This is a genomic window from Kribbella jiaozuonensis (genome assembly GCF_005233875.1).
GTDB lineage: Bacteria > Actinomycetota > Actinomycetes > Propionibacteriales > Kribbellaceae > Kribbella > Kribbella jiaozuonensis.
In genome coordinates, this window is the sequence record NZ_SZPZ01000004.1 from 1,119,531 (window position 1) to 1,134,450 (window position 14,920).

General features: G+C 67.8%; 13 protein-coding genes. 4 read left to right on the forward strand and 9 right to left on the reverse strand.

The window, feature by feature from the left end; genetic code table 11:
* Window positions 1-4: 4 nt before the first annotated feature.
* The 7 genes from FDA38_RS31315 to FDA38_RS31345 all read right to left on the reverse strand — a co-directional run bounded on the left by FDA38_RS31315 (window position 5) and on the right by FDA38_RS31345 (window position 5,968).
* Window positions 5-838: a carbohydrate ABC transporter permease gene (locus tag FDA38_RS31315; RefSeq protein WP_137257691.1), complete on the reverse strand. Its 834-nt coding sequence runs from the start codon at window positions 836-838 to the stop codon at window positions 5-7.
* Window positions 835-1,752: a carbohydrate ABC transporter permease gene (locus FDA38_RS31320; RefSeq protein WP_137257692.1), complete on the reverse strand. Its 918-nt coding sequence runs from the start codon at window positions 1,750-1,752 to the stop codon at window positions 835-837. The genes FDA38_RS31315 and FDA38_RS31320 overlap by 4 nt, the downstream gene beginning before the upstream one ends.
* Window positions 1,753-1,867: 115 nt before the next feature.
* Window positions 1,868-2,854 carry a LacI family DNA-binding transcriptional regulator gene (locus FDA38_RS31325; protein WP_137257693.1) on the reverse strand — a complete coding sequence of 329 codons (987 nt, stop codon included), beginning with the start codon at window positions 2,852-2,854 and terminating at the stop codon, window positions 1,868-1,870.
* Window positions 2,855-2,957: 103 nt separating this feature from the next.
* Window positions 2,958-3,908: a potassium channel family protein gene (locus FDA38_RS31330; RefSeq protein ID WP_233715027.1), complete on the reverse strand. Its 951-nt coding sequence runs from the start codon at window positions 3,906-3,908 to the stop codon at window positions 2,958-2,960.
* Window positions 3,880-4,989 carry a GNAT family N-acetyltransferase gene (locus tag FDA38_RS31335; protein ID WP_233715028.1) on the reverse strand — a complete coding sequence of 370 codons (1,110 nt, stop codon included), beginning with the start codon at window positions 4,987-4,989 and terminating at the stop codon, window positions 3,880-3,882. The genes FDA38_RS31330 and FDA38_RS31335 overlap by 29 nt, the downstream gene beginning before the upstream one ends.
* Before the next feature lie 82 nt (window positions 4,990-5,071).
* Window positions 5,072-5,476, reverse strand: coding sequence for a hypothetical protein (locus tag FDA38_RS31340; protein ID WP_233715029.1), 405 nt, complete (start codon window positions 5,474-5,476; stop codon window positions 5,072-5,074).
* Window positions 5,477-5,515: 39 nt separating this feature from the next.
* Window positions 5,516-5,968 (reverse strand): hypothetical protein, encoded by a 453-nt coding sequence (locus FDA38_RS31345; RefSeq protein ID WP_137257695.1) that lies wholly within the window; start codon window positions 5,966-5,968, stop codon window positions 5,516-5,518.
* A gap of 113 nt (window positions 5,969-6,081) precedes the next feature.
* Here FDA38_RS31345 and FDA38_RS31350 point away from each other — a divergent pair, with 113 nt between their 5' ends.
* Window positions 6,082-6,723 (forward strand): hypothetical protein, encoded by a 642-nt coding sequence (locus FDA38_RS31350; protein ID WP_233715030.1) that lies wholly within the window; start codon window positions 6,082-6,084, stop codon window positions 6,721-6,723.
* 186 nt (window positions 6,724-6,909) lie between these two features.
* On the opposite strand, the gene FDA38_RS31355 is transcribed toward FDA38_RS31350, so the two are convergent.
* Entirely contained in the window at window positions 6,910-7,371 is a 462-nt protein-coding gene (locus tag FDA38_RS31355; protein ID WP_137257697.1) for a molybdopterin-binding protein, read from the reverse strand.
* Window positions 7,280-10,126, reverse strand: a complete 2,847-nt coding sequence (locus FDA38_RS31360; RefSeq protein WP_170989934.1) for a S8 family serine peptidase — start codon at window positions 10,124-10,126, stop codon at window positions 7,280-7,282. The genes FDA38_RS31355 and FDA38_RS31360 overlap by 92 nt, the downstream gene beginning before the upstream one ends.
* Window positions 10,127-10,341: 215 nt before the next feature.
* On the opposite strand from FDA38_RS31360, the gene FDA38_RS31365 reads away from it, so the two are divergent.
* The 3 genes from FDA38_RS31365 (at window position 10,342) to FDA38_RS31375 (ending at window position 14,844) form a co-directional block, all read left to right on the forward strand.
* A complete protein-coding gene (locus FDA38_RS31365) occupies window positions 10,342-11,316 on the forward strand; it encodes a helix-turn-helix transcriptional regulator (RefSeq protein WP_202877913.1) in 975 nt (324 codons plus the stop codon).
* Window positions 11,317-11,440: 124 nt separating this feature from the next.
* Window positions 11,441-12,190 (forward strand): ABC transporter ATP-binding protein, encoded by a 750-nt coding sequence (locus FDA38_RS31370; RefSeq protein ID WP_137257700.1) that lies wholly within the window; start codon window positions 11,441-11,443, stop codon window positions 12,188-12,190.
* The gene (locus FDA38_RS31375; RefSeq protein ID WP_137257701.1) at window positions 12,187-14,844 is read left to right on the forward strand and encodes an ABC transporter permease; all 2,658 of its coding nucleotides are present in this window, start codon (window positions 12,187-12,189) and stop codon (window positions 14,842-14,844) included. Before FDA38_RS31370 ends, FDA38_RS31375 begins: the two co-directional genes overlap by 4 nt.
* Window positions 14,845-14,920: the final 76 nt, after the last annotated feature.

Genomic DNA, 14,920 nt, shown 5'->3' on the forward strand with positions numbered 1-14,920 from the left:
TCTCCTAACCTTTGACTGCGCCGCTCAGCAGGCCGGAGGTCAACCGGCGCTGCAGGAAGGCGAAGAACACCAGACTTGGAACGGTGGCCAGCACGGAGGCGGCGGCGAGCGGGCCGAACTGCACCTGGCCCTCGGCACCGACGAAGCGGGCGAGTACCAGCGGAAGTGTCTTGAGTTGCGGGTCCTGCAAGAGGACCAGGGCGAAGAAGAACTCGTTCCACGCCGAGATGAAGGTGAACATCGCGGTCGCGATCAGCCCCGGCCGGAGCAGCGGCATCACGATCGAGACGATCGTCCGGACCCGGCTCGCGCCGTCAACCGACGCCGCCTCTTCCAGCTCGCGCGGCACGGCGGCGACGTACCCCTGCAGCATCCACAGCGCGAACGGCAGCGACCAGACCATGTACACGATCACGACGCCGGGGATCGTGTTCGTCAGGTGCAGCGGACGCAGGATCATGAACAGCGGGATCACGATCAAGATCACCGGGAACACCTGGCTGACCAGGATCCAGCCGTTCGTCAGCGGTCGCAGCCGGCTGCGGAAGCGGGCCAGCGCGTACGACACCGGCAGCGCGACGATCAGCACCAGGATCGTGCTGTAGATCGAGATCTGCAGGCTGTTGCCGAGACCGCGGACCAGGCCTTGCTCGTTCAGCGCGTCGGAGTAGTTGGAGAACTCGACGTGCTTCGGGAGGATCGACGGGGTGATGCTCGCGAACTCCTGCGGCGACTTGAGCGAGCTGGAGATCAGCCAGAGCAACGGGAAGCCGAGGAAGATCAGGTACGCCAGCACGGCGACGTACTGGAGGACGCGGGTTGCCGGACGGGTTCTCATGCTTCGCTCCGCAGGCGGTTCCGCAGGTAGAAGAACAGGAACAGGATGATGATGACCACCATCACGTCACCCATCGCGGCGGCCATTCCGAAGTTCCCGTAGCGGAACGCCTCGTTGTAGGCGAACAGCATCGGCAGCATCGTCTTGCCGCCCGGACCGCCGGCCGTCAGCACGTAGACCAGGCCGAACGAGTTGAAGTTCCAGATCATGTCGAGGCTCGTGATCGCGACGATGACGGTGCGGAGCTGCGGGAGCGTGATGTTCCAGAACTGGCGCCACGCGCCGGCGCCGTCGACCGCGGCCGCTTCGTACAGGGTGCGGTCGATGCCTTGCAGGCCGGCGAGGAGGGTGACGGTCGTCATCGGCATACCGACCCAGATACCGACCACGATCACGGCCGGCAGCGCCGTACTGAAGTCGCCGAGGAAGTTGATCGGGTGGTCGGTGAGGTGCAGCTTCTGCAGGATCTCGTTGACCGGGCCGTTGGTCGGGTGCAGCAGCAGTCGCCACATGATCGCGACGACCACCGGGGGCATGGCCCACGGGATCAATGCGATGGTGCGGGCGACGCCGCGGAACTTGATGTCGGTGTTGAGCAGTAGCGCGAGGCCGAGCGCGGCGACGAACTGCAGGATCGTGACCGAGAGGGTCCAGATCACGCCGATCCGGAACGACTCCCAGAACAGGTTGTTGTGCAGCAGCTTGCTGAAGTTGTCGAAGCCGACGAAGTTCGTCTCGACATGCAGACCGGCGCGCGCGTCGGTGAAGCCGAGCGCGATACCGCGGATCAGCGGATAGACGCTGAGGATCAGCACCGGCAGCAAGGCGGGCAGGAACAGGAAGATCGCTTCTCTGTTCTGCCTGGGCTTACCCGGCTTCTTCACCTGCGTCGGCGCGGTCAGGGTCGCGGTCATGGGGCCTCCCGGCCTGGACTGAGGAGCGCAGGGAGCGAAGCGACCGGAGCGACGAGGGAAGGCCGGGAGTCAAAGCCCCATGACCCGCCGCGACGGAGTCGCGGCATCAATACAGTCACGGGGTGGACCTCCTGATGCTGAGCGACGGTTGTACGACGATGCGCCGCGGCGTCCGCTCGTTGTCCTCGATCCTTGCCAACAGCAACTCAGCCGCCCGCCGCCCTCGCTCGGCAGACCCCAGATTCACACTCGTCAACGTCGGGAAACACTGCTCAGCCAGCTCGCTGTCATCCATCCCCACCACCGCGACATCCTTCGGCACCTCGAGTCCGGCCGCAGCCAGCTCGTGCATGAGCCCGACGGCGAGCAGATCGTTCGCGCAGATGACGGCGTCGAACCCGCCACCGAGGAGTTCGGGTGCGGTGGCGCGTCCGGCGGCGAAAGTGAAGTCGGTTGCCTCCGCGAGGGCGGCGGGCTCGAGGTCGTGGGCCTTGAGGGCTTCGGTGAAGCCCTTCGAGCGGGCGGCGCCGGGGACGGTGTCGGCGGGGCCGTTCAGGAAGGCGATTCGGGTGCGGCCCTGGGCTACCAGGTGGTCGACGGCGAGCAGCATGCCCTTCGGGGAGTTGGCCCGGACCGTGTCGACGCCGGCTTTGGCGGGCACGTTACCGGCGACTACCACCGGGACCTCGCACTCGCGGATCGACTTGACCAGGTCCTCGTCGACGCGGATCGGGCTGATCAGCAGGCCATCGGCGTACCCACGGGCCATCCCCCGGACCAGCGCGACCTCGTCGACCACATCGGGCCCGGTCGTCGTCACCACGAGCCGATAGCCGGCCGCGGACACGATTTCCTCGACCGCCCGCATCATCGTCACGTACACCGGGTTACCGACATCGGCGACCGCCAGCGTCAGCTGGAACGTTCGCCCGACCTTCAGCGATCGCGCCCGCGCATCCGGTACGTACCCGAGCTCCTGCACCGCCCGCTGGACCCGCTCGACCATCTCCTCGGTCGCGGGCAACCCGTTCAGGACGCGCGACACCGACGCCACCGAGACCCCGGCCGCCCGGGCCACCCCAGCGATCGTCGGACGACTCACGCCGACCTCCTGTAATCGTTCTTGTAATCGTTTACAAGCCCGACAGTAGGACGCCGCCGCCCGGCGGTCAACCTCAGAAACCGCCGCTAGACCAACCTGTGACTTATTCCTCGGTCTCGTCCGCGCCGGGCCGCTCGGCCCACGGCGTCTCCTTGGCCGGGCGTACGACGATCAGCTTGTCGCCGGCGGCCAGGACCGAGACGTTCGAGTCGTAGTACCGGTGGACCTTGCCGTCGCGGACCACCGAGACGACCCGGTCGGGTACGGCGGACGGCGGCTTGCCGACCTCGCGGCCCAGGACGGGACGTTCCGCCACCTCGAGGCCCTCGCCGTACGTGAGCAGGTCCTCCATCACCTCGCCGAGGTTCGGGCTGACCGAGGTCAGGCCGAGCAGCCGGCCGACCGCCTCCGACGAGGTGACGACGGCGTCCGCGCCGCTCTGCCGGAGCAGCGGCACGTTGTCCTCCTCGCGGACCGCGACCACGATGTGCGCGTTCGGGTTCAGCTGTCGCACCGCCAGCGTGACGAGGACGGCCGAGTCGTCGCGGTCGGTCGTCACGATCACCTCGCGCGCGGTCATCACCTCGGCACGGCGCAGTACCGTCCGGTTGGTCGCGTCGCCGTGGAAGGCAGCCATCTGGTCGTTGCCCGCGTCACCGATCGCCTGCGCGCGCGGGTCGATCACCACGATGCTGTCGCGGTTGACCCCGTTGCTGATCAGCGTCTGGACGGCGGAGCGGCCCTTGGTGCCGTAGCCGACGACGATGGTGTGGTCCTTCATCCGTTTCCTCCAGCGCGTGTCGCGCATGATCCGGCGACCCTCGTTGGCCAGCACTTCCAGTGTCGTACCGACCAGAACCACCAGGAACGCGATCCGCAGCGGAGTCACGATGAAGGCGTTCACCAGCCGGGCAGTGGGCGTCACCGGAGTGATGTCGCCGTACCCGGTCGTGGTGAGCGTGACGGTTGCGTAGTAGATGCTGTCGATCAGCCCGACTTTGCCGTCGTAGCTGTCCCGGTACCCGTCACGGTCGACCACCACGATCAGCACCATCACGGTCAACAGCCCCAGCGCGATCAGAATGCGGCTGAAGAGCTGAAAGAGCGGCGAGCGCGTGCTCGCGGGCAGGTTGACCAGCAGACCGTGTGGGTTCCGACCGGTGGGAAGGGGTGGCACGGTTCAGACGATATTGCACCGCAGGCCGATCCACCGCATGCGACAGGCTCCGGTCGGACAGAGCGACACTGACCATCAGACTGTCGCCGTCCCGCACCACACGCGACCGCATCCGCAGCCGCTCGAGGGTCCGGAGCATCGCGTAGTTCTCGGGCTGCACCATGCAGACGAGCCGATCGGCACCGAGCGCCCGGGCCTCTTCCACCAACTGGCGCAGCAACCGGAGCCCGAGGCCCTGGCCCTGCCAGCCGTCCTCGACGAGTACGGCGACCTCCATCGTCGTGGTGCCCAACTCCTCCCACGGCGCGGCTGTCGCCATCCCGACCACGGCGCCGTCCACGTCCGCGACCACCGACACGCCACCGGCCGGCGCGGACAGGTGCCGCGCGGTACGGGCGGTCAGCTTCGGCATCGGCACGTGGTATCGCCGGGTGCGGCTCTCGTACGAGCACCGGTCGTGCATCGCGACCACGGCGTCGGCGTCCTCGACGTTCGCCACCCGCAGCACAGGTACGCCGCTACCGGGCCGAGGCCCTTCCACCACGTCGTACCGCTCCGCGAGCCGTCCGGCGATCTCCACGAGTACGTCGGCCCGCGCCCACTCGGCCGGCGTGTACTCGTCGAAGCCCTGCAGGTTCCCCAGCTCCTCGTCGACCGATACCGGGTCGTCGAGCAACCGCAGTACGGCGCGCAGGTAGCGCGTCGGGGCATCACTCAGTACGTCGGCCTGGCACGGGCGGACCGTCGTACCGATGCAGCCCGCCTCGGCCACGAGTGCGGCCAGGTCGTCGGCGTTCCAGCCGACACCGGTGGAGACCACCAGCTCGTCGACGGCGCCGGTCTCGGCGGTGAAGACCTCGAGGCTGAGGATGTTGATGTCGTCCGCACCACACCGTGCAGCGAGTTCGGCCAGAGCACCGGGCCGGTCGGCGAGTTCGGTCCTGATCTTCCAGAGCATGCGGACGCCCTCCCTCGTGGAAACGTGCTTCCACTGTCCGTCCGCCCTGTTGCCCCGCCGGGTCCGGAATGTTACGCCCGCGTCAACCTTTGCGCCGGACCTTCGGCAGGTGCGGCATGTGCGGGCGAGGCTTCCGCGCGGCGAGGACGACGGCCGGCTCCCGTTTGTCCAGGTCCGCGTGCCGCAGCAGCTCGGGGTACGTCGCCTGCGGCACCGGCGGGTATGTCGTCACGATCGCGTCGCCGGAGAACACGAAGAAGATCGCCTGACCGTCCTTGATCACCTTCAGCAAGGAGCCGTCGCGCACGGTGAGAGCATGCTCGACCGCCTTCCGGCGCGCGGAGCGTTTCGCCCACGCCGCCTGGACCGCCTGCTGGGCCGGCTCGCGCCCGTGCCGCACCGCCTCGACGACGAGCGGCCCGTACCGCACGCCGTACTTGACGATGTTCTTCGCCAGCTTGCCATTCGTTTTCCCCGCACCCGCCATGAACCGAGCGTACTGGGCCCGGGGTTACGCGGCGGCGTTCTAGCTGGGGCGGGCGTTCCTGGCCTCGATGGCGTTGATCGTCTTCGCGAAGGCTTTGGTCAGCACGGACTTGCCGACGGTCCCGACAACGAGCGCGAGCAGCCGTCCCTTCAGGTTCTTGCCGTCCCGGACCACGGTGACGTCCACCGCGGTCGTCCCGTCGGGCTGCCGCGTGAAGTCGTAGGTGTGCCCGGAACGTCCGCCCCAGATGTTGGAGTCCGTCGTGGTCAGCACGACGTGCTCGGGGTCGGACCAGTCGTACCGGAGGCGTTCCCAGATTCCGGACGACCCTTCGGTGACATCGGCCTCGTGCTCGCCGCGCGAGTGGACCACCAAGTACTCGTCGGTGCTGTTCCCGAACAGCTCCTTACGGCCCGGCCCGAAGTCCGTCAGCCCGGCGACGAACTGCTCAGGCGTCACGCTCGTGGTCGCATGCAGACGAATCGTGGCCATCCGGGGCTCCTTCGACGGTCGGGCTGTTGGTTTCCAGGTATACGGCACAGCCACCGAAGCGGGTCACAGGCGGGCCTCCGCACACCCATTTCGGTCAGCCGGGTCGCGTCGGCATGCGGACGTTCGTCGCGTCAGGCACCATGGACGCCGTGACCACCCCCAACCCGCGCCGTCCGATCCTGCCGGGCAACAAGTTGTTCGAGTCGCTGCCCGGTGCCGCGGACCCGGCGACCGTCACCGAGGCCGCGCACCGGACCGCCGAGCTGCTGGTCCGCGGCGTACGCAAGTCCGAGGACGCCGAGGTGCATGCCCGGGTGGTCAAGCTCGCGGATGAGTACGGCCTCGACGAGCTGGCCGAGCTGTGGTCCGACTCCCCCGCCGACTCGCTGCCCGGTGCGCTCTGGCGGCTCTATGTACTGCGCTCCTGGGTGCACTCCAACGCCGAAGAGGTATCCCGCGAGTTCGCTACCGGCCGCAAGTACGCCGAGGTGCACGCCGTCGTCGCGGGCGTCGCCGAGCCACCCGGTCCGGCCGAGGTCCGCGACATGGTCGACGCAGTACTGCGGGGTGTCGCGACCGGGGATTTCGCGACCACGCTGGACCGGGCGGCCGCGTTCGCGCGGATCATCGCGACCGGGCGGGCGCATCTCGCGGACGACGGGCATGACCAGGTGCTTTCCGCGTCGAAACTGGTCGAGACCGCAGATCAGCTGCAGACCGCGGCGCGCGCCGAACGCGCCGGACATTTGTGGTAGTTGCGTCCGGCGCGTTCGGATGTTATAGCGGTAGTTGGTGCGTCTTGAAGCCCGAGATCCCAACAGGACAAGGGGTTTGGGCGCCGGTTACACTGTTCGAGGTGTCGGGCCGGTGCAAGCCCCGGGTCCCAAAATTAGCCGCTACGAGCGGCCACGCGCCGTGAGGCGCTTCCCGGTCCGGCACCTCTAACTCACCACTCCGTAGAAGTGGTTCAGCGTCTGCGTGACCGACTTCCCGTGGGTGTCCGTCAGCTCGACCTTGAGCGTGACGAACGAGGTCGCCTTCAGGTTGTTGACCAGCGCGATCGCCTTCGTGCCGAGGTTGACGGTCGGGACGTTCGCCCAGGTCGCACCGTCGTCGTACGACGCTGACACGCGAGCCGTCGTGAAGCGGCCGGCGGTGTACCACTGGCCGGACTCCGCGCTGATCGTGACCGGGAAAACCGGGACCCGCGCTGCCCGGTCGTGGAGGTCGACGGGCAGGTCGTAGTCGGGGAACAGCAGCGGCAGCGGCTTACCCGCGTCCGCCGACGAACTGCGCCACTTCCACCGGGTCTCAACCGTCGACGGCGACTCCCACTTGTAGTCGCCGCGCTGCCAGCGGATCAGGTCGTACTTCAGCTCGAGATCGGTCGCCGCTGCCGGCACGTCCCAGACACCCTGGCCGTAGTACCCGTACTCCCCCAGCGACACGCCGTTCGCGAACAGCTCGGTGCCGCCCAGGTCGAGGAAGCCCTGCGACGAGAAGTGACCGGTCTGCGTGTCCGCCCAGCTGGCGAAGTTGCTCCAGACCGTGTTGCCGTCCCGCGCCGCCGGAGCGTACTTCTGCCCCGGTCGTCTGATCGGTCACCAGCCCCGGCCGCAGCCCGGCCTTGTACCAGCTCTCGCTGTGCCGGCTCCCCGGCTTGTACGCCGTCGCCGTCGAGGTCATCAGCGTCGCGAACGGCCACGCCATCGCGTCCGCATGCCCGACCATCTGCGACACCTTGGTGTCCTTGTCGGCGGTGACGAGATGCTGCACACGGGTCGGCGCCGCGACCGATCCACGATCGCCGGTCGGGATCAGGTTGATGCTCCACGGCCGCCACACGTCGACGTACTCGGAGTACGTGTAGTCCTTGCCCGGGGTGTAGTACGTCGCGTCGATCGTCGCGAGGTCGCGGTCACGGACCCGGTGCGTCGGCTTGCCCTTCACCTGCTGCTCGTGCGTGAACGCCAGGCTGTAGAGGTACGGCGACTTCGCGCCGGCCGGTGATCCGTACTGCCACCCTTCGACCACCTCGAACGTCCCACGACGGGCCTTGGACGTCGTTCCGAGATAGACCTCAACTGTCGTGCCGTAGCTGCGGCTCGACGACAGGATCCAGTTGTCGATCACCCGCCCGTAGGTCAGGCTGCCGGCCTTGCGTTGCGTCGGCCGGTCGGTTGTCACGGTCGCCTCAGCGGCCGTGCGGGCGTCGTACGTGATCGTGGTGTTCTTCGTCAGCGTGAGCTCGGGATCGCCGAGGAACGCGTACGAGTCCACCAATCCATCGGCGCCGTCGTGCGCGATCGTCGCGGCCAGCGAGTAGGTGCCGGCGCGCAGGTGCAGCGTTTGATCCGTGCCGTCGAAGCCGACTCGCTGCGCGGCGATGCTGTCGAGGTCGAAGACGTCCAGCGAGGAGATCGATGTGGCCGGCTTCCCGTCGCGGTCGATCAGCTTGAACGTGACGTCGACGTACTGCGGCTCGAGGTAGAAACCCAGCGGCGTCACCACGGTCTGCCCGCTGTTGCTCTTGGCAACCACGCGAGTGCTGATCGCGCCGTACAGGCCGTAGTCGATCGCCTTCGACGGGTCGACGGTGACCGGGAGGTCAGCGGTTCCACCGGCGGGGATCGTGAGCGACTTGCCGAACGTGATCAGGGCTGACGGCAACGGTTTCCCGTTGTTGCCGCGGGCATCGGCTGTCACAGTCAACGTGACAGGCTCGGTGCCGTCGTTGTGGTAGGTGAGCTGCCTGGTGAGCTTCTGGCCGGAGGTGTGCGGCCAGGCGAACGTGCCGAGATCGGTCGTAGCCGGACCAGTGACCTGTTGCGTCACTGCCTGCGCGACGTTGAGCTCACCGGCGCCTTGCTCGTAGATGCCGACCTTGCTCTCGGCGCGTACGGAGTTCTGCAGGACGGCCTTGAGTTGCTGGCCGGTCCAGGTCGGGTGTTCCTGCTTGAGGATCGCTGCCGCACCGGCGACATGCGGCGTCGCCATCGACGTACCGCTCATGTCGACGTACGCCGAGTCGCCGCGGCCGCCAGCGCGTGCGGCAGTGATGTCCACGCCGGGCGCTGCGATGTCGGGCTTGACCGCGTGGTTCGCGAGTACCGGACCGCGGCTTGAGAAGTCCGCGGTGGTCTGGGTGAGGTCGGTCGCGGCCACGGTCATCGCGGACGCGGCACAGCCCGGGCTGGTGATCGCCTCGGCCGGTCCGCCGAGGTTGCCTGCGGCAATGACGAACAGCACGCCGGACTCGGCGCTGATCCGGTCGACGGCGGCCGCCATCGGGTCGGTGCAGTCGACGGGTTCCGACGTACCGATGCTCATGCTGATGACGTCGGCGCCTTCGGCGACGGCCCATTCCATGCCGGCAATGATCCAGGAGAGGTCACCGCTGCCGTAGTCGTTGAGCACCTTGCCGGACAGCAGTTGGGCGCCCGGCGCGACACCCTTGTTGCGGCCGTTGGAGGCGACGCCCCGACCCGCGACTGTGGAGGACGTATGGGTGCCGTGCCCGTCGTGGTCGGCGACGTCCGGGCTGTCGGTGAAGTTCTTCTGCTCCTTGACCGCACCGACCAGGTCCGGGTGCTCGGCGTCGACACCTGAGTCCAGTACGGCGACCGTCGTACCGGTGCCGTCGTACCCGGCGGCCCAGGCCTGCGGGGCGCCGACGTACGGGACGCTCTGGTCGAGGGTCTTGTGCACCTTCAGGTCGAGCCAGAGCTTCTGGACATCCCGACCGGTCGACAACGCCTGCCAGGTGTCGTGAGCACGGGTCTTGTCGGTCTTGTACGCCGCTGCGCTCACCGACGGCAGCGCCCGCGTCCGAGTGGAGCCGGCGGGCACGGCCTGCTGGGCGGCGCGGGCGGTCGGCTTGTACGTCGCTATCACGGGGATCTGGTCAGTGGACGCGTCGTCGTAACCCTGCCGGATCAGACCGCTCACGTTGAACAGCGCCTGGTCCACCTTGCCGCTGTTGACGAGGCGGGCGGCGCTGTCGGGTACGACGTACAGGTCCTTGCCGACGGTCCGCGTCTCGTAGCCGGAGTCCGCTGCGTTAGCTGGGAAGAAGCGCACGTTGCTGCGGCCGGAGCCCGCCGGTGATACCTGCACTTTGTCGCCGGTGATCAAAGTGACCGACTTCGTGCTGTCCACCTGGACGGGTAGGGAGGGCTCGGGCGGCGCTGCGGCCGCGGGAGGAACAGTGAGGGCGAGAAGGGCGGTAATGGCCACGCCTATCAAGGCTTTGCGCATGGGGATGAGTTCATCGCAAAACCGCCAGCGAAGGATGGGCAGTCGGTGGCAAGATTGCGACAATGCGGTTACCCGCCAGGCTCTGACTCCCACTCCCCCGCCCACCGGGAGGCATCGTGCTCGACGTGCTCGGACTGGATGACTCCGAAGAACTCGCGTACCGCGCCCTCGTCGAGGTGCCGTCGTACGACGCTGCCGAGCTCGCCGCCCGGCTCAGCTGTCATCCCATCGAGGCGGCACGCTCCTTGACCGCCCTGGAGACGCTCGGGCTCGCTGCCCGATCCAGCGGCAGCTCAGACCGGTACGTCGCCTCGCCGCCGTCTGTCGCCCTGGCTGCACTCGCGGTGCAACGCGAGGAGGAGCTGCGACGAGCGCAGCGCGAGATCGAGTCGCTCGCGGAGGTGTACCGGGGTACGGACACCGAGCGGTCGGTCAGTGACGTGGTGGATGTGGTGCGCGGGGCCAATGCGGTCGGGCAGCGGTTCGCACAGTTGCAGATGTCGGCGCGGGAGGAGGTGCTCGGCTTCGTCAAGGCAGAGATCGCGGTCGTGCCGCCGGAGGACAACAAAGAGGAGGACGCCGCGGTAACGCGAGGAGTGCGCTACCGCGTGCTGATCGAGCGGAGCGCATTCAACCGGCCTGGGTTCTTCGCGGCCGCATCCGACTCGCTGAACGCGGGCGAGGAGGTCCGCGTCGTACAAGAGCTTCCGATGCGGTTGCTGATCGTGGATCGGCGGATTGCGTTGGTGCCGTTGTTGTCCGGCGCAGGGGGCAGCATCGGTGCGCTCATCGTGCACAGCAGCGGGATGCTCGACGCACTGCTCGCTCTGTTCGACCGCGTGTGGCGTGACGGGCTTCCGCTCGTACTGGGCTCAAACGGCATGGCGGAAGGGCTGACTGACGGATTGCCCGATCTGGACGCCCGCATCCTCGGGCTGCTGCTGGCCGGCCTCACCGACCAGGCAGTGGCCAACCAGCTGAACCTGTCGATGCGCACCGTCCAGCGTCGCGTCCGCGCTCTGATGGACCTCGTCTCCGCCGACACGCGCCTCCAACTCGGCTTCCACGCCGCTCGCCGCGGCTGGATCTGAGCCGTTCAGGGTCGGATCCGGGGATAACCCCCTGTCGGTCCCGGTCGAACGCGAGCAGACTCGGAGCAGTTTGTCGACCGGTCGTCTGGGGTGGCCGCTGATCAGCCAGGGAGGGCGATCGGCAATGGAGGGGACAGTCAGCGATGTCATCGAGGTCGTGGACGCGAAGGATCTGGTCCGCGTCTACGGCGAAGGCGATACGGCGGTACACGCGCTGCGCGGGGTCGGCGTACGGATCGAACCCGGGCAACTGACGGCGGTGATGGGGCCGTCCGGGTCGGGCAAGTCGACGCTGATGCACATCCTGGCGGGACTGGACCGGCCGACGTCGGGCTCGGTCAAGATCGACGGTATCGAGATCACGACGCTCGGTGACGACGCGTTGACCAAGCTCCGTCGTCAGCACATCGGCTTCATCTTCCAGTTCTTCAACCTGCTGCCGATGCTGACCGCGCGCGACAACATCTTGCTGCCGTTGACGATCGCGGGCGCGAAGCCGGATCCGGAGTTCTTCGACGAGTTGGTCAGCCGGGTCGGTCTGGCCGACCGCCTCGAGCACCGGCCGGCCGAGCTGTCCGGCGGTCAGCAGCAGCGCGTCGCGATCGCGCGAGCATTGGTGTCGCGGCCGACCGTCGTGTTCGCAGACGAGCCGACCGGCAACCTCGATTCCCGGACCAGCGGTGAGATCCTCACGCTGATGCGGTCGTCGGTCGAGGAATACGGCCAGACCACCGTGATGGTGACGCACGACGCGAAGGCCGCCGCGATGGCCGACCGGGTCCTCTACCTGGCCGACGGCGAGATCGTGAAGGAGACCGGCCGGTCCAACCAGCACGAGATCCTGCAGATCATCGACACGCTGGACCTGCAGTGATCAAGTTCGCGCTCCAGGGCCTGCTGGCCCGCAAGCTCCGTACGGCGCTGACCGCGATCGGCGTCGTCCTCGGAGTCGCGCTGATCTCGGGCACGTACGTGCTGACCGACTCGATCACGTCCGCGTTCGACTCGATCTTCACCCAGAACTACAAGAACACCGACGCCGCGATCACCGGCAAGAACGCGTTCGACGCGTCCGAGGACGGGACCGTGACCGCTCCCCCGTTCGACGCCGGCCTGCTCGCGAAGGTCCGCGGGCTGCCGGAGGTCGGTGCGGCCGACGGTTCGGTGAGCGGTGAGGCGCAGCTGATCGGCAAGGACGGCAAGTCGATCGTGTTCGGCGGCGCCCCGAACCTCGGTTTCAGTGTCGATCCGGCGCTGCCGCAGTTCAACTCGCTCACGCTCGTCTCGGGCGCCTGGCCGACCGGCGACCAGGTCGTGATCGACACGAAAACCGCCAAGGAGAAGGGATTCACGACCGGCGACACGATCGGCGTCCAGGCCCGCGGCGCGGCCGAGCAGATGAAGATCTCCGGGCTGGTCGAGTTCGGCGCGGTGTCGTCGATCGGCGGCGCGACGCTGGCCGGGTTCGACCTCGGTACGGCGCAGCGGTTGTTCGACAAGACCGGCAAGCTCGACCAGATCCTGATTGCGACCAAGTCCGGTACCAGCGAGCAGCAGATGCTCGACGCCGTACGACAAATCTTGCCGGAGGCAACACAGGTCCGAACGGCCGACGAGCAGGCCAAGGAGGACGCGGCCGGTACGTCGAGCTTCTTGAGCTTCCTGCAGACCTTCCTGCTGGTGTTCGGCGGGATCGCCCTGTTCGTCGGCTCGTTCGTGATCGCCAACTCGCTGTCGATCACGATCGCCCAGCGCACCCGTGAGTTCGCGACCCTGCGCACGCTCGGCGCGTCGCGGCGCCAGCTCCTCGGAACGGTGGTGCTGGAAGCATTCGTGACCGGCTTGGTCGCGTCGGTGGTGGGACTGTTCCTCGGGCTCGCGATCGCGACCGGGTTGTTCAAGCTGTTCGACGCGGTCGGTTTCACGCTGCCGAACAACGGGCTGGTGTTCCGGACCCGGACGATCGTGGTCGCGCTGATCGTCGGCGTACTGGTGACCGTCGTGGCCAGTCTGCGTCCGGCGTGGCGGGCGACGCGGGTGCCGCCTATCGCCGCTGTCCGCGAGGGCGCAACCTTGGCGCCCGGACGGTTGAACCGCTATCGGCCGGTTGGTGCTGCGCTGCTCGCCGCGGGCGGGATCGCGCTTGTGCTGGTCGGATTGTTCGCGGACGGGCTGTCGACCAAGACGCTGCTGATCTTGCTCGGCGCCGGGGTGTTGCTGCTGTTCATCGGGATCGCCTTGTTCTCCTCGCGTCTCGTCAAGCCGTTGGCGGCGGTGGCGGATCCGATCGCGCGCTGGTCGGTCGTCGTACTGACCGCTCTGATCTGGCCCTTCGTTCTGGTGCCGTTGTGGGCGATACGGCGGCTCTTCGGCCGGCGTACCGAGTTCCCCGGCGTACTACCGGACAGGCCGGCCGTGGCAATCGGCGGGCAGAACAGCCGTCGGGATCCACACCGTACGGCGTCGACCGCGGCGGCGCTGATGATCGGACTGGCGCTGGTCACGCTGGTCGCTACGTTGGGTGCAGGCCTGATCCGGCCGTTCGAGCAGGCGGTCGACGGGATCTTCAGCGCCGACTATGCGATCACCGCGCAGAACAACTTCAGCCCGCTGCCGCCACCGGTCGCCGCGGAGGTCGCGAAGGTGCCGGGAGTCGAGAAGCTCACCAGCGTGCGGGGCGGCCAGGCGAAGGCGTTCGACAAGACGATCACGATCACCGCCGTCGATCCGCAGGCGCCGGAGCTGCTCACGTTCGACTGGCGGTCCGGATCGCAGGCGTCGCTCGGCGAGCTCGGGGCCGACGGCGCGATCGTCGATGCGGCGTACGCCGACAGTCACGCGCTCGTCCTCGGGTCCCGGTTCCCGATGCAGACTGCCACCGGGAAAACCCTGCAACTGCAGGTGAAAGGCGTCTTCCGGCCGCCGGCGGGTGGCTCGCCGTTCGGGAACGTGACGATCTCGACAGCCACGTTCGACGCGACCACCTCGCAGCCGCTGAACCTCTACACGTTCGTCAACATGAGCGGTGGCGTGACCGACGCGAACACCGCGACCCTCAACGATGCCCTGCGGACGTTCCCGAACGCCAAGGCGCTGACGCGGGACGAGTTCAAGAAGGCGCAGACCGACAGCATCAAGAGCATCCTGAACGTGCTCTACGTGCTGCTGGCGCTGTCCGTGCTGGTCAGTCTGTTTGGCATCGTCAACACGCTGGTGCTGACGGTCTTCGAACGGACCCGCGAGCTCGGCATGCTGCGCGCGATCGGCCTGACCCGCGGCCAGGTGAAACGGATGATCCGGCAGGAGAGCGTGATCACCGCTCTGATCGGCGCGGTCATCGGGATCGTCCTCGGCCTGGTCCTCGCATCGTTGCTGGCCGCCCGGCTGGACGAGATCTCGTTCACGATCCCGGTCGCCCAACTGGTGATCTTCGCCATCGTCTCGGTCGTGGTCGGCATCTTCGCAGCCATCTGGCCGGCCCGCCGCGCGGCGAAGCTGAACCCGCTGGAGGCGCTCCAGTACGAGTAGCGTGATCGGCTCCGCTCCGTAGCCGGCTGGACACCTACCGGCTACGTTCGCGAGGGTGGGGGTACTCCTGAGGCAG